General features: G+C 69.8%; 19 protein-coding genes and 1 pseudogene. 7 read left to right on the top strand and 13 right to left on the bottom strand.

What is annotated here, in order from left to right; all coding sequences use genetic code 11:
• Positions 1–42: 42 nt before the first annotated feature.
• The 4 genes from mctP (ACGFJ2_RS48330) to ACGFJ2_RS48315 all read right to left on the bottom strand — a co-directional run bounded on the left by mctP (ACGFJ2_RS48330) (position 43) and on the right by ACGFJ2_RS48315 (position 3,809).
• A complete protein-coding gene (gene mctP / locus ACGFJ2_RS48330) occupies positions 43–1,653 on the bottom strand; it encodes a monocarboxylate uptake permease MctP (RefSeq protein WP_393480162.1) in 1,611 nt (536 codons plus the stop codon).
• Positions 1,650–1,859: a DUF3311 domain-containing protein gene (locus ACGFJ2_RS48325; RefSeq protein WP_225292873.1), complete on the bottom strand. Its 210-nt coding sequence runs from the start codon at positions 1,857–1,859 to the stop codon at positions 1,650–1,652. The genes mctP (ACGFJ2_RS48330) and ACGFJ2_RS48325 overlap by 4 nt, the downstream gene beginning before the upstream one ends.
• Positions 1,860–1,992: 133 nt before the next feature.
• Positions 1,993–3,603 carry a monocarboxylate uptake permease MctP gene (gene mctP, locus ACGFJ2_RS48320; protein ID WP_357953066.1) on the bottom strand — a complete coding sequence of 537 codons (1,611 nt, stop codon included), beginning with the start codon at positions 3,601–3,603 and terminating at the stop codon, positions 1,993–1,995.
• Positions 3,600–3,809, bottom strand: coding sequence for a DUF3311 domain-containing protein (locus ACGFJ2_RS48315; RefSeq protein ID WP_357953063.1), 210 nt, complete (start codon positions 3,807–3,809; stop codon positions 3,600–3,602). Before ACGFJ2_RS48315 ends, mctP (ACGFJ2_RS48320) begins: the two co-directional genes overlap by 4 nt.
• A 213-nt stretch (positions 3,810–4,022) precedes the next feature.
• Between ACGFJ2_RS48315 and ACGFJ2_RS48310 the strand changes: the two are divergent.
• A pseudogene (locus ACGFJ2_RS48310) lies at positions 4,023–4,733 on the top strand (SDR family oxidoreductase); the annotation flags it as partial.
• 21 nt (positions 4,734–4,754) lie between these two features.
• Here the strand turns inward: ACGFJ2_RS48310 and ACGFJ2_RS48305 are convergent.
• From ACGFJ2_RS48305 to ACGFJ2_RS48295, 3 genes are all read right to left on the bottom strand, one after another.
• Positions 4,755–5,696: a helix-turn-helix transcriptional regulator gene (locus ACGFJ2_RS48305; protein ID WP_393480158.1), complete on the bottom strand. Its 942-nt coding sequence runs from the start codon at positions 5,694–5,696 to the stop codon at positions 4,755–4,757.
• The gene (locus ACGFJ2_RS48300; RefSeq protein WP_393480156.1) at positions 5,678–7,264 is read right to left on the bottom strand and encodes a CocE/NonD family hydrolase; all 1,587 of its coding nucleotides are present in this window, start codon (positions 7,262–7,264) and stop codon (positions 5,678–5,680) included. Before ACGFJ2_RS48300 ends, ACGFJ2_RS48305 begins: the two co-directional genes overlap by 19 nt.
• Before the next feature lie 63 nt (positions 7,265–7,327).
• Positions 7,328–8,776 carry a glycosyltransferase family 39 protein gene (locus tag ACGFJ2_RS48295; RefSeq protein ID WP_358194776.1) on the bottom strand — a complete coding sequence of 483 codons (1,449 nt, stop codon included), beginning with the start codon at positions 8,774–8,776 and terminating at the stop codon, positions 7,328–7,330.
• 293 nt (positions 8,777–9,069) lie between these two features.
• On the opposite strand from ACGFJ2_RS48295, the gene ACGFJ2_RS48290 reads away from it, so the two are divergent.
• The 4 genes from ACGFJ2_RS48290 to ACGFJ2_RS48275 all read left to right on the top strand — a co-directional run bounded on the left by ACGFJ2_RS48290 (position 9,070) and on the right by ACGFJ2_RS48275 (position 14,225).
• Positions 9,070–11,199 carry an anthranilate synthase component I gene (locus ACGFJ2_RS48290; RefSeq protein ID WP_393480152.1) on the top strand — a complete coding sequence of 710 codons (2,130 nt, stop codon included), beginning with the start codon at positions 9,070–9,072 and terminating at the stop codon, positions 11,197–11,199.
• Between the two features lie 148 nt (positions 11,200–11,347).
• The gene (locus ACGFJ2_RS48285) at positions 11,348–12,496 is read left to right on the top strand and encodes an amidohydrolase family protein (RefSeq protein WP_357953054.1); all 1,149 of its coding nucleotides are present in this window, start codon (positions 11,348–11,350) and stop codon (positions 12,494–12,496) included.
• A 56-nt stretch (positions 12,497–12,552) separates the two neighbouring features.
• Positions 12,553–13,446, top strand: a complete 894-nt coding sequence (locus ACGFJ2_RS48280; RefSeq protein ID WP_357953052.1) for an ATP-binding cassette domain-containing protein — start codon at positions 12,553–12,555, stop codon at positions 13,444–13,446.
• Positions 13,446–14,225: an ABC transporter permease gene (locus ACGFJ2_RS48275; protein WP_357953050.1), complete on the top strand. Its 780-nt coding sequence runs from the start codon at positions 13,446–13,448 to the stop codon at positions 14,223–14,225. Before ACGFJ2_RS48280 ends, ACGFJ2_RS48275 begins: the two co-directional genes overlap by 1 nt.
• Here the strand turns inward: ACGFJ2_RS48275 and ACGFJ2_RS48270 are convergent.
• Complete coding sequence (locus tag ACGFJ2_RS48270; protein WP_357953048.1) at positions 14,222–14,710, bottom strand: MarR family transcriptional regulator; 489 nt, start codon at positions 14,708–14,710, stop codon at positions 14,222–14,224. The two genes, ACGFJ2_RS48275 and ACGFJ2_RS48270, sit on opposite strands and share 4 nt — an antisense overlap.
• Before the next feature lie 13 nt (positions 14,711–14,723).
• Positions 14,724–15,074 carry a DoxX family protein gene (locus ACGFJ2_RS48265; RefSeq protein ID WP_393480148.1) on the bottom strand — a complete coding sequence of 117 codons (351 nt, stop codon included), beginning with the start codon at positions 15,072–15,074 and terminating at the stop codon, positions 14,724–14,726.
• Between the two features lie 153 nt (positions 15,075–15,227).
• Here ACGFJ2_RS48265 and thyX point away from each other — a divergent pair, with 153 nt between their 5' ends.
• On the top strand, positions 15,228–16,010 hold the full coding sequence (thyX, locus tag ACGFJ2_RS48260) for an FAD-dependent thymidylate synthase (RefSeq protein WP_357953044.1): 783 nt from the start codon (positions 15,228–15,230) through the stop codon (positions 16,008–16,010).
• A 58-nt stretch (positions 16,011–16,068) separates the two neighbouring features.
• Here the strand turns inward: thyX and ACGFJ2_RS48255 are convergent, their stop codons facing one another.
• Together ACGFJ2_RS48255 and ACGFJ2_RS48250 are read right to left on the bottom strand one after the other, a co-directional pair.
• Positions 16,069–16,377 carry a hypothetical protein gene (locus tag ACGFJ2_RS48255; protein ID WP_225292858.1) on the bottom strand — a complete coding sequence of 103 codons (309 nt, stop codon included), beginning with the start codon at positions 16,375–16,377 and terminating at the stop codon, positions 16,069–16,071.
• A gap of 3 nt (positions 16,378–16,380) precedes the next feature.
• Positions 16,381–17,460 (bottom strand): WD40/YVTN/BNR-like repeat-containing protein, encoded by a 1,080-nt coding sequence (locus ACGFJ2_RS48250; protein ID WP_393480144.1) that lies wholly within the window; start codon positions 17,458–17,460, stop codon positions 16,381–16,383.
• A gap of 141 nt (positions 17,461–17,601) precedes the next feature.
• Here ACGFJ2_RS48250 and ACGFJ2_RS48245 point away from each other — a divergent pair, with 141 nt between their 5' ends.
• Entirely contained in the window at positions 17,602–18,420 is an 819-nt protein-coding gene (locus ACGFJ2_RS48245; protein ID WP_393480142.1) for a helix-turn-helix domain-containing protein, read from the top strand.
• A 313-nt stretch (positions 18,421–18,733) separates the two neighbouring features.
• Here the strand turns inward: ACGFJ2_RS48245 and ACGFJ2_RS48240 are convergent, their stop codons facing one another.
• Together ACGFJ2_RS48240 and ACGFJ2_RS48235 are read right to left on the bottom strand one after the other, a co-directional pair.
• Complete coding sequence (locus ACGFJ2_RS48240; RefSeq protein WP_357953041.1) at positions 18,734–19,852, bottom strand: globin domain-containing protein; 1,119 nt, start codon at positions 19,850–19,852, stop codon at positions 18,734–18,736.
• Positions 19,853–20,172: 320 nt separating this feature from the next.
• Positions 20,173–20,667 carry a CAP domain-containing protein gene (locus ACGFJ2_RS48235; RefSeq protein WP_393480139.1) on the bottom strand — a complete coding sequence of 165 codons (495 nt, stop codon included), beginning with the start codon at positions 20,665–20,667 and terminating at the stop codon, positions 20,173–20,175.
• Between the last annotated feature and the right edge of the window lie 587 nt (positions 20,668–21,254).

Here is a 21,254-nt window from a genome sequence, read left to right as displayed (position 1 = left end):
GTTCCCAACCGGGAACCGGCCGTCAACCGGCCAGGAAGGCGATCAGTGCGATGCCGCCAGGTCCAGGTCCTTGACCTTGGGGTCGCCCTCGTCAGCGAAGTAGTCCTCGCGCGAGGTCGCGTCCGGCCCGTCGGCCACCTTCATGGCCCGGAACACCAGCGTGCCGAGTGCCGCCACGATCAGGTTCACGGCCAGCGCCAGGAAGCCCGCGTAGATCGTCATCTTGGTGTCGATCCCGAGGTTGGCCAGCCCGAACGCCGAGCCGCCGAAGTGGGCCTTGCCGTTGGCCGGGTTCGGGATCATGTACAGCATCCAGATGCCCGCGCCCATCCCGGCGATCCAGCCGGCGATCAGGCCGCCCTTGTGGAACCAGCGGGTGTAGAGGCCCAGCCCCACGGACGGCAGCGTCTGCAGGATGATCACGCCGCCGATGAGCTGCAGGTCGATGGAGAACTGCGGGTCGAGCAGCAGGATGCAGAGCACCGCGCCCACCTTGACCACCAGGGAGACCAGCTTGGAGACCTTGGCCTCCTGGGCGTCCGTGGCGTCCTTGCGCAGGTATTCGCGGTAGATGTTGCGGGTGAACAGGTTCGCCGCCGCGATCGACATGATGGCCGCCGGGACGAGCGCGCCGATGCCGACGGCGGCGTAGGCGACGCCCGCGAACCAGTCGGGGAACATCTGGTCGAACAGCGCCGGGATGATCGTGTTGGTGTCCGCCTTGCCGTTGGCGCCCATGACCGGCTTGGTGCCCGCCGCGATCGCCATGAAGCCGAGCAGCGCGATCAGGCCGAGCAGGAAGCTGTAGGCGGGCAGCGCCGCCATGTTCCGCTTGATGACGCCGCGGTTCTTGGAGGCCAGCACGCCGGTGAGGCTGTGCGGGTAGAGGAAGAGCGCCAGTGCCGAGCCGAAGGCCAGCGTGACGTACTGGAGCTGGTTGCCGGCGTTGAGGGTGATCCCGTCGCCAGGCGCCGGGCTCGCCTCGAACTTGGCCTTGGCCGCGTCGAAGATCGACCCCCAGCCGCCGAGCTTGGCCGGGATGTAGATGACCGCCGCCAGGATCACGATGTAGATCAGCGTGTCCTTGACGAAGGCGATCAGCGCCGGCGCCCGCAGCCCGGACTGGTAGGTGTAGGCCGCCAGGATGGCGAAGGCGATGATGATCGGCAGGTGCCCGGTGATGCCCATCGTCTTCAGCACGGCCTCGATGCCGACGAGCTGCAGGGCGATGTACGGCATGGTCGCCACCAGGCCGGTGATCGCGATGATCAGCGCCAGCGTCGGCGACCCGAACCGGGCCCGGACGAAGTCGGCCGGGGTGACGAACCCGTGCACGTGCGACACCGACCACATCCGGGCCAGCACCAGGAACACCAGCGGGTAGACCACCACCGTGTACGGCAGGGCGTAGAAGCCCAGCGCCCCGGCCCCGAACACCAGCGCGGGCACGGCCACGAAGGTGTAGGCGGTGTAGAGGTCGCCGCCGACCAGGAACCAGGTGATCCAGGAGCCGAAGTTCCGGCCGCCCAGGCCCCACTCGTGCAGGCTCTCGATGTTCTCGGGCCGCCGCCATTTGGCCGCCACGAAGCCCATGACGCTCACCGCGAGGAACAGCAGCGCGAAGACGACCAGCTCGGTCACGTTGGCGTTCACTTGGTCATCCTGTACACGATCGTGGTGCAGCCGACGCCGACGATGATGAAGGCGATCTGCAGCCAGTAGAACAGCGGGAAGCCGAGCAGCCGGGGCTCGTCGGCGTTGAACAGGAAGGTCAGCAGCGGCAGCACGATGGGCAGCACCAGCAGCCAGTTCCAAGGGCTGCGGTCACTGCGTGCCCGCCCGGGTTCCCCGGTTGTCATCGACCCCTCCGAAGCATGGATCAGGAGCCGGTCTACGCTCTGAACCGGCTCCTGACATCTCGTCAATGGGAGGAGATTAGCTTTTCCAGGGGATTAATCCCAATGTCGGCTGGGTTACGGTTTGGCCTAAATGTCACGTCGAACCGGACAGGTTGAGATCCTTGATGCGCGGGTCTCCCTCGTCGGCCGTGTAGTGCTCGGGGGCGGTGCCGTCGGGGCCGTCCGCGACCTTGAGCGCCCGGAACAGCAGCGTGCCGAGTGCCGCCACGATCAGGTTCACGGCCAGCGCCAGGAAGCCCGCGTAGATCGTCATCTTGGTGTCGAGGCCCAGCTTGGACAGCGCGAACGCCGAGCCGCCGAAGTGCTCGTGCTTGGTGGCCGGGTTGGCGACGTTGTAGAGCATGAGGATGCCGGCGCCCATTCCGGCGACCCACCCCGCGATCAGCCCGCCCTTGTGGAACCAGCGGGTGAACAGGCCGATCGCGACCGACGGCAGCGTCTGCAGAATGATCACGCCGCCGATGAGCTGCAGGTCGATGGAGAACTGCGGGTCGATGAACAGGATGAACAGCACCGCGCCGATCTTCACCACCAGCGAGGTGACCTTGCTGACCCCGGCCTCCTGGGCGTCGGTCGGATCGCGGTTGATGTACTCGCGGTAGATGTTGCGGGTGAACAGGTTCGCCGCCGCGATCGACATGATGGCCGCCGGGACGAGCGCGCCGATGCCGACGGCCGCGAACGCGACGCCAGCGAACCAGTCGGGGAACATCTGGTCGAACAGCTGCGGCACGACGGTGTTGACGTCGGTGCCGATCGGCTTGATCTTCGCCGAGATCGCCATGTACCCGAGCAGCGCGATGAGCGCCAGCAGCAGGCTGTAGGCGGGCAGCGCCGACATGTTCCGCTTGATCACGTCGCGGTTGCGCGAGGCCAGCACGCCGGTGACGCTGTGCGGGTAGAGGAACAGCGCCAGCGCCGAGCCCAGCGCCAGCGTGACGTACTGGAGCTGGTTGTTGGCGTTGAGCAGGGTCCCGTCGCCGGGCGCCGGGGTCGCGGCGAACTTGGCCGTGGCGTCGCCGAAGATCTGGCTCCAGCCGCCCAGCCGGGCCGGGATGTAGATGATCGCGACGAGGATGACCAGGTAGATGAGGATGTCCTTGACGAAGGCGATGAGCGCGGGCGCCCGCAGCCCCGACTGGTAGGTGTAGGCCGCCAGGATCACGAACGCGATGATCAGCGGCAGGTCGGTGAGCAACCCGCTGCCGGACACGCCCATCGTCTTCAGCACGGCCTCGATGCCGACCAGCTGCAGCGCGATGTACGGCATGGTCGCCACGATCCCGGTGATGGCCACCAGCAACGCCAGCGTCGGCGAGCCGAACCGTACCCGCACGAAGTCGGCCGGCGTGACCAGGCTGTGCACGTGCGACACCGACCACAGCCGGATCATGATGAGGAACACGATCGGGTAGGTGATCACCGTGTACGGCACCGCGAAGAACCCGGCGGCGCCCGCCCCGAACAGCAGCGCGGGCACGGCCACGAAGGTGTAGGCGGTGTAGAGGTCACCGCCGATGAGGAACCAGGTGATCCACGCCCCGAAGTTGCGCCCGCCCAGCCCCCACTCGTTGAGGCTGGCCAGGTCGGTGGGCCGGCGCCACCGGGCGGCGACGAAGCCCATGCCGCTGACCACCAGGAACAGGACGGTGAAGATGATGATCTCGGTCAGATGCTCGCTCACCGCTGCCTCCGGCGCTTGGTCATCTGGTAGACCAGCGTGGTCGTGCCCACGCCGAGGGCGATGAAGGCGATCTGCAGCCAGTAGAACAGCGGGAAGCCCAGCAGCCGGGGCTCGTCGGAGTTGTACAGGAACGTCAGCAGGGGGATGGCGATGGGGAGGAGCAGCAGCCAGTTCCAGGGGCTGCGGTCACTCTTGTCATCGGGCAAGGCGGTCTCCTAGGGGAGATGCGGCTCTTGCCCTCGCAGACTAGTGAGGTGATTATTTCGGTCAGGTCACTGATCGACGAGTGGTCGGCTCCCCGCGACGAACGGTCGGTCCCGTGATGAGGCCCGGTCGCTCAGACATTCCGCTCGGGCGGCGGTCCTCGGCCGGCCGGCAGCCGGTCCCGCGTAAAACATGACAAGAGATGTCCTCTTTCCGGCATCGCGGTGCGGGTGGATCACCTGGACCCGGCACAGGTGAAGGCGCTGGCCGAGCGGATCGAGCGCGAGCAGGGACGGCTTGATGTGCTGGTCAACGACGTGTGGGGCGGCGAGCCGCTGTACGAGTGGGACACGCCGGTGTGGAAGCACCATCTGGACAACGGGCTGCGCCTGCTCAGGCTGGCCATCGACACCCACCTGATCACCAGCCATTACCTGCTGCCGCTGCTGATCCGCCACCCGGGCGGGCTGGTGGTCGAGGTGACCGACGGCACCACGGGCTACAACGACACGCATTACCGGGTCTCGCCGTACTACGACCTGGCCAAGGTGTCGGTGAACCGGCTGGCCTTCAGCCAGGCGCACGACCTGGAGCCGTACGGCGGCACGGCGGTGGCGCTCACCCCGGGGTTCCTGCGCTCGGAGGCCATGTTGGAGCTGTTCGGCGTCACCGAGGAGACCTGGCGCGAGGCGGCGCCCGACCCCGCGTGGGCGGTGTCGGAGACCCCGGCCTACGTGGGCCGGGCGGTCGCCGCCCTGGCCACCGACCCGGACAAGGGCCGCTGGTCGGGCCGGTCGGTCTCCAGCGGCGAGCTGGCCCAGGTGTACGGGTTCACGGACGTGGACGGCAGCAGGCCGGACGTGTGGCGCTTCATCACCGAGGTCCGGGAGGCCGGTAAGGAGGCCGACCCGGAGGACTACCGGTAGAGAGCCGCCCGCCGGTAAGGGCTACCGGTAGAGGTCCGCCAGCCGGGCCGCCGTCCCGGCGACCAGGGCGCGCAGCTCCGGTGGTTCGAGCACCTCCGCCTCCGGCCCGAAACGCAGCACCTGGCTGTAGGCCACCTGGACCGACTCCACCCCCAGCCGGACCGTCCCGTCGGGCTGGAGCGAGGCCAGCGCGTCGGGCAGGGCCGCCGGGTCGGCGATGTGGCGCAGCAGGCGCACACCCGCCTCGCTCAGCCGCAACGTGATCGTCTCGCGCAGCAGCGAGCGGGTGAACGCCGCCGACTGCCCCGTCCAGAAGGCCGCCAGGTCGAAGCCCGGGTCGCGCTCGAAGACCCGGGCCAGCACGGAGATCTCCCCGAACCGGTCCACCCGGTAGATCAGGAACCGCTCCCCGCTCCTGGCCGCCAGATACCACGCGCCGGCCTTGAGCACGAGCCCGTACGGCTCCACCGTCCGCTCCGCGCCCTTGTAGACGGCCGTCACGGCGAGGTCCCGCCAGACGGCCCTGGCCAGCGGCGCGAGCGCGGCCGGGGGCGGGGAGTCACCGGCGAACCAGCCGGGCGCGTCCAGGTGGAAGCGCTGCGCGGCCGTCGCGGGCGCGTCGCGTACGCCGGGTGACAGCGCCGCGGCGGCCTTCAGCCGGGCCGTCGCGGCCACCTCCTCCAGCCCCATCTCGCGCAGCGCCGCGGGCACCCCCGACAGGAACAGCGCCTCCGCCTCGGCCCGGTCGAGCCCGGTCAGCCGGGTACGGTAGCCGTCCAGCAGCCGGTAGCCGCCGCCGCGCCCCCGATCGGCGTAGACCGGCACCCCCGACTCCGACAGCGCGAGCACGTCGCGGTGGATGGTCCGCTCGGACACCTCCAGCTCCTCGGCCAGCTCCGCGGCCGTCATCCCGCCGCGCCCCTGCAGCAGCAGGAGCAGCGACATCAACCGCGCGGCGCGCACAGCGGCAGGATCATGGCCGAGGGATGCTCGGGGGAGTGGAACACCTCGATGTCGGCGGGCACCATCTCCCCGCCCAGCCCGAGCGACTGGCCGGTGCCCGGATTGCGGGCGATCGTCGGGTAGGCCCCGGCGGCGACGTGCACCCGGATCCGGTGGTCGCGGGCGAACCGATGCCCGACCGGCCACAGGTCCACCAGCACCCGCCGGATGTCGTCGGCCGCCGAGTCCGGACCCAGGCGCCGCACACCCTCGCACACGTTGAGCGAGCGGCCGTCCGGATGCACGTCGCAGACGCGCACGACCACGTCCACGTACGGGGTGCTCGACCTGACGAACAGCTCGGCGCCGACCGGCCCGATCAGCTCCACGTCCGACTCCAGCGCGGCGGAGCTGTAGACCAGCACATCGCGCCGCGCCTCCAGCCGCCGCTGGTCCCTCGGCCTTGAGTCGGCCAGCAGCACCGGGCCGCCGAGCACCGGCGTCGGATGGTCCGGGTGGTAACGGAAACGGTCGGGCTCGTCCTCCTGCGGGAGCTCGGTGCCGAGCCCGAAGCCGTGCTGCAGGTGCCACCGCTCCGGCCGCATCTCGGGCACCGGCCAGTCGGGGTAGTCGCGCCACTCCTCGGCTCCGGTCACGTACAGCCGCACCGGATCGGGGCGCAGCCCAGACGGGTCGTCCAGCAGGTGCGCGCGGAACCAGGCCAGCGCGTCGGCCATGGCCGGCCGCCCGTGCCGGCGGTCCACGTGGTACCAGGGCCCGATCGTCAGGTACGGCCGCCGCCCGGCCGCCCGCATCGCCTGGTAGTCCTTGAGCTGCCACGGCAGGAACACGTCGTACCAGCCGCCCAGCATGGTGACGGCCGCCTCCACCTCGCCGACCTTCGGGGAGAAGTCACGCTTGTCCCAGTACGGCACCGCCGGGTCCGCATGGTGCTCCAGGAGGTCCTGGAAGAAGGGCAGCGGCCGCCCGGCCGACACCTGGTCCAGCTCGGCCACCGGCCGCCCGGACAGGACCGCCCGGCGGGTCAGCCGGGGCGCCGTCAGCATCGCCGTACCTCCGAAGGGGCGGGACATGGCGTCGGTCAGCGTGGTCCAGCTCAGCGCGGACTCCAGCGCGAACGCCCCGCCCACGTAGGCGGCGTCCCTGAACTGCGAGGCGGTGATCTGCGTGGCCATGGCCTTCAGCTCCGGCCCGGCCTCGGCCGCGATGGCCCACTGCGCGTAGCCGAGATAGGAGGGGCCGAACATCGCGAACGACCCGCCGTACCAGGGCTGCGCGCGCATCCAGGCGACGGTGGCCAGGCCGTCGTCGTGCTCGTCGCCAAGGGGGTCCAGCGTCCCGCCCGAGCCGAAACCGCCCCGGCAGCTCTGGATCACCACCTGGAAGCCGCGCCGGGCGAAGCCCCGGCCGCACATCCAGCCGAACAGGCCGCGCCGGCCGTACGGGGAGCGGATCAGGATCACCGGCGCGCGGTCCCCTCCTCTGACCGGCGCGTAATGGTCGGCCAGGAGGGTCACGCCGTCGGGCATCGGAATGGGAAGGTCACGCCGGACCCGCACACGTCGCATTACCTACCAGTAACAGATGCCCCCGGGGTCCGGTAGCCCGGGGGCACCCCAACGGCCGGGGCGTCAGTCGAAGTGCTGGTAGCGGGGCCAGGCCACGCTCCACGGCTGCTTGAGCCCCCGGCACAGGAAGATGCCCATGCCCTGCAGTTCGTTGTCGACGCCGACGCCGTTGTCGACGCGGTCCTTCTGCTCGCAACTGTCGTACTGGAAGTCCATGCCGCGCGGGCCGATGTTCACCATGACCGCGACGGTGGCGTTCTCGGGCGGCGGACCGTACTCGTGGAGCTGGTTCTGGCCGCTGTAGACGCGCGGGATCCCGGCGCGCACGAGCGCGCCGTGCTCGCCGTAGCTGCCGGTCATGACGATGGCCCGCGCCTGGTCCTCCGGCGGCAGCGCGCGCAGCACGTTCTGAACCTTGGCCGCGAACTGCGGCCAGCCGATGGACTCGCGCACGACCTCGTCGATCGCCGGTATCGGGGTGGCGGCCAGCTTGGCGGCCGGGATCAGCGGCAGCGCGATCACGGCCGACACCAGGCCGTTCACCACGAGGAACCCGGTGGCCAGGCGTACCTTGCCCAGACCCGCCGCCTCCACGCTCACGCAGCCCGCCGCGAACAGCAGCAGGATCAGGCCGGCCGTGTAGTCGAAGCGCCCGCCGCTGATCAGCGTCGCCACGGCCGCGGCGGGATAGGCGACGGCCAGCGCCCGCACCCGCCGATCGCGCCACAGGCGCAGCCAGCCGAACGCGCCGATGATCGTCACGACCGGCCCGAACAGCGTGAGCTGCATGGGCACGAACAGCGCCCGCAGCTCGCCGCCCTTCTCCGAGCTCAGTGCCGCCGCCATCTTGAGCTGCGGCCAGTCGTGCGTGGCCTGATAGAGCAGGTTCGGTACGGCCAGCGCCGCCGCGATCAGCGCGCCACCCCACAGCCAGGGGCTGGCCAGGACCCGGCGCGGCCCCACGGCCACCAGCCCGACCGCGAGGCCCAGCAGCAGCATGACGATCAGGTGCTTGTTGTAGGTCGCCAGCCCGGCGATCACGCCGACGGCCGGCCACCACCGTGGCTGCTCGCGCATCAGCGCCTTGGTCATGAACAGGATGGCCGCCGCCCAGAACGGCAGGTCGAAGCTGAGCGTCAGCAGCGTGTGCCCGGCGATGAAGGTGTAGGCGCCGGTGGCCGTGCCGAGCGCGGCCAGGATCTGCGCGACGCCACGGCCGCCCAGCTCGCGGGTGATGAGCGTGACGAGCACGACGAGGATCGCCGCGGCCAGCGCGGGCAGCACCCTGATCCCGAAGAGCGTGTCGCCGAACACGGCGATCGACAGCTTGGCCGCCATCGGCGCGAACGCGGGCTGATCGACGTACCCCCAGGCGGGGTGCTCGGACAGCACACGGAAGTACATCTCATCGCGGTGATATCCGTAGCTCCCACTGAGCAGCAGCAGCACCGCGAACAACAAGATCGAGATCAACGTGACCGAGCGCCACGCTAGTAACGGGGGGCGTTCCATGATTGCAAAGTTAGCCGTTCGTCAGAACTCCCGTCAGGAGTTGCGCACCCCTATTTGCCGGGCGTTTCGCCCATCTGGGGGCGTCTCGGCGCGGGCGCGTTGCGTGATCATCGCGAGCCGGTTACGCTTGCCACATGCGAATCTCGTTGCAGCTTCAGTGGTGGCGCCGCTAGTAGGCGGCGCGTGATTCGCATTCCTCAACGGACGGCCGCCCCGGAAGGCGGCCTTTCTCGTGTCCGCCCCCGGGGCATCAGTGTCGGTGTTCGATCATCGGTTTTCGACAAGGGGCAGCAGTGGAGACGAGCGGATATACCACCGCCGGGGGCATCGGCGTCGAGCGCGAGGTACGCCAGGTGCCTGAGGAAGCGCTCGAAGAGATCGTGACGGCGCTCGGAGAGAGACGCGGCGGCGCCTTCTCCTCCGGGATGGACTACCCGGGCCGCTACAGCCGATGGGCGTTCGGCTACGTCGACCCGTGCCTGGAGCTGGTCGCCAGGGGCCGCCACATCTCCGCCAGGGCGCTCAACGCCCGCGGCAGGGTCGTGCTGCCCGCCGTGGTCTCCTGCCTGCTGGCCGCCGGCAAGCCCGTCGAGGAGCCGACCGCCGACCACGTCGAGGTCTACGTGCCCGAGTCGGGCGACCTGCTCACCGAGGAGATGCGCAGCCGCCGGCCCACCGTGTTCACCGCGATCCGCGAGGTCATCGCCGCGTTCCGGGGCGACGACCCGCACCTGGGCCTCTACGGCTCCTTCGGCTACGACCTGGCCTTCCAGTTCGAGCCGATCAGGCAGGAGCTCGTCCGCCCCGACGACCAGCGCGACCTGGTGCTGCACCTGCCCGACAGACTGGTGGTGATCGACCGCCAGCGCGAGACCAGCGTCGAATACCGCTACGAGTTCACCGTCGACGGCGCCACCACCCGCGGCCTGGAGCGCACCGGCGAGTCCGTGCCCCTCACCGAGCCCGCCGAGGTGCCCGCCGACCCCAAGAGGGGCACATACGCCAAGGTCGTGGCCGCCGCCAAGGAGAAGTTCAAGCGCGGCGACCTGTTCGAGGTCGTGCCCGGCCAGGTCTTCCACGCCCCCTGCACCGACCCGTCGGCCTTCTTCCGCGGCCTGCGGCACAGCAACCCGGCCCCCTACGAGTTCATCATCAGCCTCGGCGAGGGCGAACACCTCGTCGGCGCCTCGCCCGAGATGTACGTCCGGGTGAGCGGCGACCGCGTCGAGACCTGCCCCATCTCCGGCACCATCGCCCGCGGCAGCAACCCGATCGAGGACGCCGAGGCCATCCGCACCCTCCTGACCAGCGTCAAGGAGGAGTCGGAGCTGACCATGTGCACCGACGTCGACCGCAACGACAAGTCGCGCATCTGCGTGCCCGGCTCCGTCAAGGTCATCGGCCGCCGCCAGATCGAGCTCTACTCCCGGCTGATCCACACCGTCGACCACATCGAGGGCCGGCTGCGGCCGGAGTTCGACGCCCTCGACGCCTTCCTGACCCACATGTGGGCCGTCACGGTCACCGGCGCGCCCAAGACCTGGGCCATGCAGTTCATCGAGGACCACGAGGCCACCACCCGCAGGTGGTACGGCGGCGCCATCGGCTTCATCGGCTTCGACGGCTCCATGAACACCGGCCTGACCCTGCGCACCGCCCAGATCAAGAACGGCCTGGCGACCGTCAGGGCCGGCGCCACGCTGCTGTTCGACTCCGACCCGGAGGCCGAGGAGCGCGAGACCGAGCTCAAGGCCAGCGCCCTGCTCGGCGCCCTGGCCGCGGTCAACCAGCCGCACGCCAAGCCGGTCGTCCCGGTCCGCGAGCAGCCCGGCCAGGGCATGAAAGTGCTGCTCGTCGACCACGAGGACTCCTTCGTCAACACCCTGGCCGACTACTTCCGCCAGGAGGGCGCCGACGTCGTCACGCTGCGCCACGGCTTCCCCTCGGCCATGCTCGACGACATCGCGCCCGACCTCGTCGTCCTGTCGCCGGGGCCCGGCTGGCCGTCCGACTTCGGCATGTCGGCGCTCATCGATGAGATCTACGCCCGTGACCTGCCGGTCTTCGGTGTCTGCCTCGGCCTGCAGGCGATGGTCGAGCACGCGGGCGGCTCGCTGGAGCTGCTCGACTACCCCGAGCACGGCAAGCGCGGCCAGGTCACCCGGCTGGGCGGCGGCGACGCGCTGCTCGACGGGCTGCCCGAGGAGTTCGTCGCGGCCCGCTACCACTCCCTGCACGCCAAGCGGGCCGGCGTGGTCGGCTTCACCCCGACCGCGCTGACGCCCGACGGCAACGTCATGGCGATCGAGGACACCGAGCGGCGCCGCTTCGCCGTGCAGTTCCACCCGGAGTCCATCCTCACCGCCGAGGGCGGCGCGGGCGCGCGCGTCATCGCCAACGTGCTCCGCCTCGCCCGCCGGTGAGGGCCGGGTCTGGGGGCGGTTTCCCACGTGCGGACCGGAGCGTTCGCACGTGTGGACCGGAGCGCGCTTTCACACGTGAGGATCTAGCGCGTCTCTCGGGTAGGTAAAACGGCCGCGGGGGCGTGCGGAGGCCACCTAGAGTCTCCGCATGCTCCCCGTAGATCTTCCCGATACGGTGCGTGACGCCCTCCTCGCCCCGCTCGTCGACCACCACTGTCACGGGGTGCGCCGCGACGACCTGTCCAGAGCCCAGTTCGAGCTGCTGCTCAACGAGGGCGGCTGCCCCGCGCCGCCGGGCACCACCCACTTCGACACGCCGATCGGCGCGGCCATCCGCCGCTGGTGCGCGCCCGTACTCGGCCTGGAGCCGCACGCGCCGCCCGCCGTCTACCTGGCGCGCCGGGCCGACCTCGGCGCCGACGAGGTCAACCGGCGGCTGCTGCGGGCCGCCGGGGTCGGGGCGCTCCTGGTCGACACCGGCATGGAGGGCGCCGAGCTGCTGACGGCCGCCGAACTGGCCCGCCACGGCGACGCGAGCGCGAACGAGGTCGTCGGCGTCGAGCAGATCGAGCAGGACGTCGTGGAGATGGCCGAGACGGCCCTCGACTACATGGACAGCCTGGCCGAGGAGCTCACCGCCAGGGCCGCCAGAGCCGTGGGCATGGCGACGGTCATCGGCCATCGGTGCGGCCTCGACTTCGACCCGTCGAGGCCGAGCAGGGGCTCGGTCATCGCGGCGGCCAACCGCCGGTTGTCCGACCCCAAGGAGCCGCTGACCGACCCGATCCTGCTGCGCCACCTGCTGTGGACCGCGGTCGACGTGGCCAGGGACCGCGGCCTGCCGCTGCAGTTCCACGCCGGATTCGGTGATCCGTCCTACTCCGGCCTGCATCGCACCGACCCGGCGCGGATGACCACGTTCCTCAGAGCGCTGCAGCCGGCCGGCGTGCCGGTGGTGCTGCTGCACGGCTACCCGTTCCACCGCCAGGCCGCCTACCTGGCCGGCGTCTTCCCGCACGTCTACGTCGACGCCGGCCTCGCGCTGACCCACAGCGCCGCCGGGTCCGCGCGGATCATGGACGAACTGCTGGAACTGGCGCCGTTCCACAAGCTGCTCTTCGGCTCCGGCTGCCACGGCGTGGCCGAGACCGGCCACCTGGGCGCCCTCTACTTCCGCCGGGCGCTGGCCGCCGCCCTGAAGTCGCGGCTCGACGCGGGGGAGTGGAGCGCCGCCGACGCGGCCAGGGTGGCCCACATGATCGGCTCCGGCAATGCCCGCCGGGTATACCGCCTCTGAACTCCTCCTTGGGTAGGAGGTGCCATCAACTCCACATTCGTGATAATTACCTCACGATGAGTGCGATCGAGATTCGAAACCTTTGCAAGGCGTTCGGACCGGTACGCGCGGTCGACGGGGTGTCGTTCACAGTGGAGCCGGGCACCATCACCGGCTACCTTGGCCCGAACGGGGCGGGCAAGACCACCACCCTGCGCAGCCTGCTCGGGCTGTGCACCGCCGATTCCGGCACGGCGCTGGTCAACGGCCAGCGCTACGTCGAGTTACCGCATCCCCTCAGTGAGGTGGGCGCGGTACTCGAAGCCACCAACTTCCATCCGGGCCGTACGGCCCTCAACCATCTCCGGGTGCTCTGCGCGGCGGCCCGGCTGCCCCGCGAGCGCGCGACGGAGGCGCTGGACCAGGTCGGCCTCGCCGACGTGGCCGGCAAGCGGGTGCAGGTCTTCTCGCTCGGCATGCGGCAGCGGCTGGCGCTGGCCACCGCGCTGATCGGCCATCCCAAGGTGCTCATCCTCGACGAGCCCGCCAACGGGCTCGATCCGGCGGGCATCCAGTGGCTGCGCGGCTTCCTGCGCTACCTGTCCCACGACCAAGGCGCCGCCGTCCTGGTCTCCAGCCATGTGCTGGCCGAGGTCGAGCAGATCGTCGACAACGTGGTGATCATCGCCAAGGGCCGTCTCGTCCGCCAGGGCAGCCTGGCCGAGCTGGTCTCCAACGCCGACGCGGCCGTCAGGGTGCGCACCACGGGGACCGCCGAGCTCGTCCCGGCCCTCGAAGGCGCCGGAGCCACGGTCGACCAGCAGGACGGGTTCCTGCGCGTACGCGGCCTCGGCGCCGAGGACATCGGCCGGATCGCGCTCGACGCGAAGGTCGTGCTGAGCGAGGTCACAACCGAACGCTCCGACCTGCAACAGGTCTTCCTGGAGCTGACGGGGGAGGGGCAGGGCTGATGACGCTGATCAGGGCGGAGCTGCTCAAGCTCCGGACCACCAGGCTCTGGTGGGTGATGCTGGGCGTCACGGTCGCCTATGTGCTCCTGCAGCTCGGTCTCACGATCGGGTTCGCCGGCCAGACCGGCCAGAACGGTCAGCAGGTCTTCCCCAGCCGGGGCACCGTGCCCTTCCAGGAGCTCCTGTGGGGGCTCGGCTCGAGCGGCGCGCTGTTCCCGATGATCCTCGGGGTCGTCATGATGACCGCCGAATACCGCTACCAGACCATCACCACCACGTTCCTCGCCACGCCCCGGCGCGAGCGGGTGGTCGTGGCCAAGCTCGGGGCGGGGGTGGTCGTCGGGCTGGCCTTCGGGCTGATCGTGCTGGCGCTGACCGCCATCGCGGTGGTCGTGTCGGTCCTGCTGTCCGGCGGTGATCTGGTCCTGTCCGCGAAGGTCCTGCGCATCGCCACGGGCGTGCTGCTCGTGCTCGTCCTCTACACGCTGTTCGGTGTCGGGCTGGGCGCGCTGATCAAGAACCAGCTCGGCGCGATCATCGTCGCGGTGGTGTGGGTGTTCATCGTCGAGGCCCTGGTCAACGCGATCCCGGTGTTGCAGCCCGTCGGTAAGTGGACGCCGGCCGGCGCGGGCAGCGCGGTGACCAACAGCGGCGTCGACCTCGGGCTCGGCACCGACTACCTGCTGCCGGCCTGGGCGGGCGCCCTGGTGCTGCTCGGGTACGCGGTGCTCTTCTCGGCGGTCGCCTCGGCCACGACGATCCGGCAGGACATCACCTAGCCGCACCCGGTGGGGTCGTGGCCTTCTCTCCCGCGGTCGTCCGCCATGCAGGCGCCGAGCTTGGCTCCGACGCTCTGCATGGCGTCGGCCAGCGCGGCGACCTGCTCGGGCGACAGGTGGTCGAACAGCACCTCGCGCAGGGCCCGCGCGTGGTCGGGCGCGATCGCGGTGATGACTGCCCGTCCCTCGGGGGTGATCTCGGCGACGCTGGCCCGGCCGTCGTTCTCGTCGGGCCGCAGCCGTACGTAGCCGCGCTCGACCAGCTTGCTGACCCGGTGGCTCAGGCGGCTGATCGAGACGTTGCCCAGGGTGGCCAGGTCGCTCAGCCGCAGCGGCCCGGCGGTCAGCGTGTTGAGCAGGCCGTATTCGATGTGCACCAGCCCGTACGCGCGGAAGGTGCGCTCCACCTGCGGAATGCCGACGAGCATCACCGCGAGCAGGCCCTGCCACGCTCGCTGCTCGTCATGGCCGAGCCCTTCGACCAAGGGACCCCCAGTGTCAGAATCGGCCGACCGCGACGATGACCGCGATCGCCAGCAGTACCAGGTTAACCGCGAAGCTCTCCTTGCGCCGACGGTGCACCTGGGCAGCGACGATCATGGTGATGGCGAGGCCGACCGCCGCCAGGGGCGTGAGGATCGGGGCGATGCCGGTGGCCCAGGGCAGCACCAGGCCGAGCGCGCCGAGGACCTCCACCACGCCGATACCCCTGACCTGCGCCTGGCTGAAGTCATTCACCCATCCCATGCGCGCCTGGAACTTCTCCTTGGGCTGGGTGGCCTTCAGGAACCCTCCTACGAGGAAGGCGGCGGCGAGCAGGATCTGGAGGACCCAGAGGACGACGTTCATAAGTTGTCCCTTCAAGTATCGAGGGTGCTGACTGTAGGGCGAAAAACTTGAAGGGACAAGTGTTCAGCCCCGCCCCGCGCCGAGTCGCGCGCGGGTCCGTGACCTGGTTTGCTGGGGGCCATCACATCGCCTAACCCGAGCGGGGGCTCGCCCATGCGCACCGTCGAACCCGAGGTGTTCCTCGTCGCCCGTCCAGAACTCGACTACGACGAGCTCGCCCGTTACCTGGGCGAGGTCGGCGGCGAGAGCTGGCTGGAGCGGCTCGACCGGGGCGACCTCGACGCACAGAACCTGGCCGAGTTCGCCGGGCGCCTGTGCTACCGCTCCTTCGAGCCCGGACTCAACCCCAACGTCGTGCGCATCCGCGAGGACCAGGGCGACTACCTGCGCAACATCCTGGCCAGCGCCCACGGCTCGGTGCTCGAGCACCTCAACTTCAGCTTCGTGCTGCACAACGTCAGCCGCGTGCTCACCCACGAACTCGTCAGGCACCGCCCCGGGGTGGCCATCTCGCAGGAGTCGCTGCGCTTCGTCCGCCTCGACGAGCTGCCGTTCTGGTTCCCTGAGTGGGCCCAGTCCGACCCCGAGCTGATGAAGCGGGCCACGGCCCTGCTGGAGCAGATGGAGCAGTTCCAGGTCTGGATGGCCGGCCACTTCGGGCTCGACGAGGAGGGCGTGCCGTTCTCGGAGAAGAAGCACCGCACCTCGTTCATGCGCCGCTTCGCCCCGGAGGGGCTGGCGACCGGCCTGGTCTGGACGGCCAACGTCCGCACGCTGCGGCACACGATCGAGGCGCGCACGGCGGTGGGGGCCGAGGAGGAGATCCGGCTGCTGTTCCAGCACATCGGCGCGCTCATGGTCAAGGAGGCGCCCGCCCTCTTCGGTGACTACGTCATCGAGGACGGGGCCTGGGTCCCCGGCTGGCGCAAGGTGTGAACTGAATCAGCCGGGTCGGCAAGCCGGCGTGATCAGTGCGCCTGACAAGCAGGCGTGATCAGGCCAGCGCGGGCATGACGTAGACCTCGGCGCCCGGCGGCAGCGCGCAGTCGAGGCTGCCGAGGCCGCGGGCGTTCTCGCCGCACACGATCATGTTGATGTGCCGGCGGATGCGCCCGTAGTCGTCGCGCAGCCGCTCCTCCAGCAGCGGATGCGTACGCCGCAGCATGTCCAGCGCGGAGCCGAGCGTCGGCGGGGTGTGCTGGTCGGCGGCGACGGCGAAGACCTTCACCTCGCTGTCGCCGCTCACCCACCGGCGCAGCGAGTTGGGCAGGACGAAGACCACCATCATCACGTTCTTGGCCATGGGCTACAGCACCGCCGCACGCACGCTGAGCACGTCGGGCAGGTGCCGGACGACCGTCGACCAGGTGCCGCCGTCGTCCCGCGAGCAGTAGACCTCGCCGTCGCGGGTGCCGAAGAACACCCCCGCCTCGGAGGCGGTCATCGCGTCACGCAGCACGCTCGCGTGCACCGGCCCCTCGGGCAGCCCGGTCTCCAATGGTTGCCAGGTGCCGCCGGCGTCCTGGCTGCGGAAGACCCGGTAGCGGTGATCGACCGGGGTGCGGTCGATGTCGGCGGTCAGCGGCAGCACGTACACCGTGTCGGGCCGGGTGGGATGCACCACGATCGGGAAACCGAAGTCGGACGGCAACGACGAGCCGATGTCGTGCCAGGAGCCGCCGAAGTCGTCGCTGCGGTAGACGCCGAAGTGGTGCTGCAGGAAGAGCCGCTCGGGCTGGGACGGGTGCATGCCCACCTTGTGCACGCACTGCCCGTATTCGGGATATTGCTGGCCCTCCGGCATGAACGGCGCGCGGATGCCCTGGTTGGCGGCCTCCCACGAGAGGCCGCCGTCGTTGGTGCGATAGAAGCCGCCCGTCGACACCGCGACGCCCATGACCTGCGGGTCGGTGGGGTGGCTGACGACCGTGTGCAGGCACAGCCCGCCGCCGCCCGGCTGCCAGTGCCGGCGGTGCGGGTGCTCCCACAGTCCTTCGGCCAGCTCGTAGGTGACGCCGCGATCCTCCGAGCGGAACAGCGCGCCCGGCTCCACCCCGGCCCAGACCACCTGGGGCTCGGCCGGAGAGGGCATGAGCTGCCACACCCTGGTCAGGGTCGCGCCCGTCTTCTCGGGGAAGGCGATGGGGGGACGCTCGGCCTCCTGCCAGGTCTCGCCGAGGTCGTCGGAGCACATCACCGAGGGGCCGAAGTGGCCGTACTCGATGCCCGCCAGGATCCGCGGCGTGGCGGCGCGCGTGTCGATCGCCACCGAGGTCACGCCGACCGTGGAGAACTGGATCGGCGCCACCTCGAACGGGCCGCCGTCCGTCGAGCGGGCGAGGAACAGGCCCTTGCGGGTGCCGATCGCGAGCACTGCGTCGCTCATAACAAGCTCCCATCGCTCCCGTGTTCGCTTCCCGGCCATCGTGCCACGCCGTGACCAGGAGCGCCGAGGACTGGGCGATTTGCCGCGCGATTACTCCTGAGGTAATCGTGCTGCTTCCCTGCTGTTCGGTAGCGTTGCCGTATGGGGTCGGTCAATGGCGCGTTCGCGGTGGGGGATGAGTCGTTCGGGGAGCTGCTGCGATCCTGGCGGCAGCGGCGGCGGGTGAGCCAGCTCGATCTGGCGATCGAGGCCGAGGTGTCGGCTCGCCACGTCAGCTTCCTGGAGACCGGGCGGGCCCGGCCGAGCCGGGAGATGGTGATGAAGCTGTCGGAGGAGCTGGAGGTGCCGCTGCGCCACCGCAACAGGCTGCTGGTCGCGGCCGGGTTCGCGCCGGTCTTCCCCGAACGTGAGGTACGCGCCCCGGAGATGCAGGCCGTCCGGCAGGCGCTCGACAAGATCCTCGCCGGGCACGAGCCCTACCCCGCGCTGGTCGTGGACGCCACCTGGAACCTGGTGGCGGCCAACTCGGCGACCGCCCTGTTCATGGACGGGGTGCCGGCGGAGCTGCTCAAGGAGCCGGTCAACGTGATGCGGCTGTCGCTGCACCCCGAGGCGATGGGCGGCCGGCTGGTCAACCTGGCGGAGGTACGCGCCCACCTGCTGCACCAGCTGCGCAGGCAGGCGGAGGCGTCGGGCTCGGGGCAGCTGGCCGAACTGCACGACGAGCTCGCCGCCTACACCTACCCCGGCGTGGATCTGAACGTGGTGCACGTGCCGGGCCCGGCCGACCTCCTGGTGCCGCTGCGGATCAGGCACGGGACGCGGATCCTGTCGATGTTCACCACGATCGCCACGTTCGGCACGCCTCTGGACGTGACGGTCGCCGAGCTCGCCATCGAGACGTTCTGGCCCAGCGACGACGAGACCGCCGCCGCGTTCCAGCGGCCCGCCGCCTCCTAGCGACGCCGCCGCGTCTGGCGCTGTCACCAGGTCCGTTGCGCGACCGTCTCCGTTACTGTGCCGGTCCGTCGTGGCTAGTGTCCTTGGGATGGGATACCCCCTTCGGGGGCGCGGAAGGAGCCGGTCCGTTGTGGCTGGGGCCTCCCATGGGGATGCCACTTCGGGGCGGAGGAAGACGGTCCGTCCTGCTCGGGGCGGATACCCCCTCCGGGGAGACGAAGAAGGCGGTTCGTTGTGGCAGAGGTCCCCATGGGGGCATCTCCTTCGGGGAGGGGGCGGCACGGAGACTCGGCGAACGGTCGTGGTCGCCGCGTCAGCGCTCTCCCTGCACGATGTCGCGGTGGATGCGGGACAGCGGCACGCCGTCGATGCGCAGGCGCCGGACCGTCTCGCTGACCATGCCGGACGGCCCGCACACGTACACCTCATGCTCGGCCCACGAGTGGAAGCGTTGCGTGACCTCCGGCAGCCGGCCGCGCATCCCCTCGTAGCCGGCCTGGCCGGAGACCACCGGCAGCACCCGCAGCCAGGGGAACGTCGACTCCATCCGGATGAGGTCGGGCAGGTCGTACAGCTCCGCCGCCGTCCGCGCCCCGAACAGCAGGTGGATGTTGGGGCGGCGGCCCGAGGCGATGATGTGCTCGATGATCGCCTTGATCGGTGCCAGCCCGGTGCCGCCCGCCACGCACAGCACGTCGCGCGAGCTGCGGTCGCACAGCGTCATCGTGCCCATCGGCGGCCCCAGCATGATCGTGTCGCCGATGCGGGTGTCTCTGGCCAGCGTGGTGGACACCCAGCCGCAGGGGACCGAGCGCACGTGCAGCGTGATCGTGTTGTCCGGGCGCGGCGCGTTGGCGATGGAGAACGTGCGCCAGACGCGCGGCCACCGCGAGACCTGCACATTGACGTACTGGCCCGCCGTGTACGGCAGGCGCTGCGTCGGTCGCAGCGTCAGGACGGCGATGTCCGGGGCGCGGAGCTCGTGGTCGATGACCTCGGCCAGCCACCACGCGGGCGAGACCCCGGAGTCGGACTCGGCCGACTCGATCATGAGGTTGGCGGCGGCGGTGTAGGCGGCCGCCCAGGCGGCCTCGATCTCCTCGTTCCAGATGTCGGCGGCGAACCGCTTGATGGTCGCGAGCAGGGCGTTGCCGACCGCGGTGTAGTGCTCCGCGATCACGCCGTACTTGCGGTGGTCCCGCCCGAGCTGGCCGAGGAAGGACGCCAGGCTGGCCGGGCTGTCCAGGCTCCACACGATGCGGGTCAGAGCGCCGAAGAGCCGGTCGCGCTGCAGGTCCATCGCCGGGGGGAACATGCCCCGCAGGTGCGGACTCTCGGCGAACAACCGGCCGTAGAAGTAGGCGGCGGCCTTGTCGGCCACCGGCTCCACGACGGAGAAACTCTCCTTTACCAGGCGCGGATTCAACGACATGAAATTAACCCCACCCTTTGACCGGAATATTCTTCCGGTCGTGTCGTTAACACCTCCCTGACGGCTCCGGGTAATGAGCGTGCGGCGGGCCCCGGCACGACTGCTCGCTCGAATTCGAGTCTTACACCACCTCCTGAGCGTCACAACCGTTTCGCCCCGATACAGTGCGGAGCAAAACTGTCCGTGACGATAACGTGATTTTCCGCGTTCAAGGTGGGGGAGATTTTGGTCATCAAAGTGAAAGTGTGTTTTATTCGCATATGTGACTGAGGTGATCGGGGTGAGGGGAGCCGTCGGCGGCACGGCTCCCGGGCCGGAAGTCAGGCGGGACGTACGTTCTCCGCGAAGTGGTCGGGCTTATTGCCGGGCGCCTCGAAAACGAAGACGATGTAGGTCTCGAAGAAATCCGGGCCCCGTCCGGCCACGCGTCCGGCGCCCATCCGCCGGCTCTCCCTCCATACCAGTTGGGTGAAGTGTCCGCAGTCGACGACTTTTTCCGGGTCGGTGAAGTCGTAGCCTTTGATTTCCTCGTACCATTCGGCAACCGCTTTCCCCGCGTTGAGCGGCCGTTGTTTCGAGCCGGCGCCCCAGAAAAGGTTCTCCCCGGTGCCTTCCCGTAACCCGTCGTGCCCGGCCTCGGTGTCCGGGTATTCCGATCGCGACGCGGCGCGGGACCTGGCGTACTCGACCAGTTCCTGGTCCAGGACCAGCGGCGGGGCGTGGTGCACGGCGCGGAGGGCATTGGCCTCGGCCAGCGCCTCGGCGAGGAAGGCGGCGCTCGTGGCGTCCGGCAGGGGGGCGCGGTAGCGGGCCACGCTCAGCACCTCGTTTGCGAGGGGGCGTACGCGAATACGTCATTGTTCGCAGGCACGATGAGTTTCCTTCCTGTGGTCCGGCGGTGTCCTCTGGATTGTGGGTGACGGGTTTTGCCCGGACAAGGGTCATAGGGGGTCCATATCTTATGACGATGACTTTTCGGGCGGACCTTATCGGCCTTTTCCTGGCCGGATATGAAGACGCGATTCATTGACAGGATCGGCCGGGAATTGTCAGGCGCGCCACCGCCTCGAAGTCGGACATATCCTGACAAAGCTGGATAAAAGGCACCTTTGGTATATATCTGACAGGCGGCGGGGAATGGATTGACTCATTCAGTAGAGTCGGAATAATCGGATCTTGGCGGAAGCGTCGCCACTGGGAGTGACGCAGAGGCAACGGACTGGAAGGGGAGATGCCGCTTGCTTCGGCAGAGGGGGTCTCCGTAGCCGCCTCCCGCTTGAGACCAGCGCATACTCCAGCCCGTTCGCGAAGGTGACCATGGCTCGTTCCCAACCCCCACCGCCACCGCCCCAAGCTCCGGCCCGCCGGACGCCGTCACCTCAGCGGCCCGCTCCTCAGCCGC

Origin of the sequence: Nonomuraea sp. NPDC049028 (assembly GCF_043197735.1) — a bacterium.
GTDB lineage: Bacteria > Actinomycetota > Actinomycetes > Streptosporangiales > Streptosporangiaceae > Nonomuraea.
Note: the sequence above shows the minus strand (reverse complement) of the source record. Positions and strands in the feature narration are given on the sequence as shown.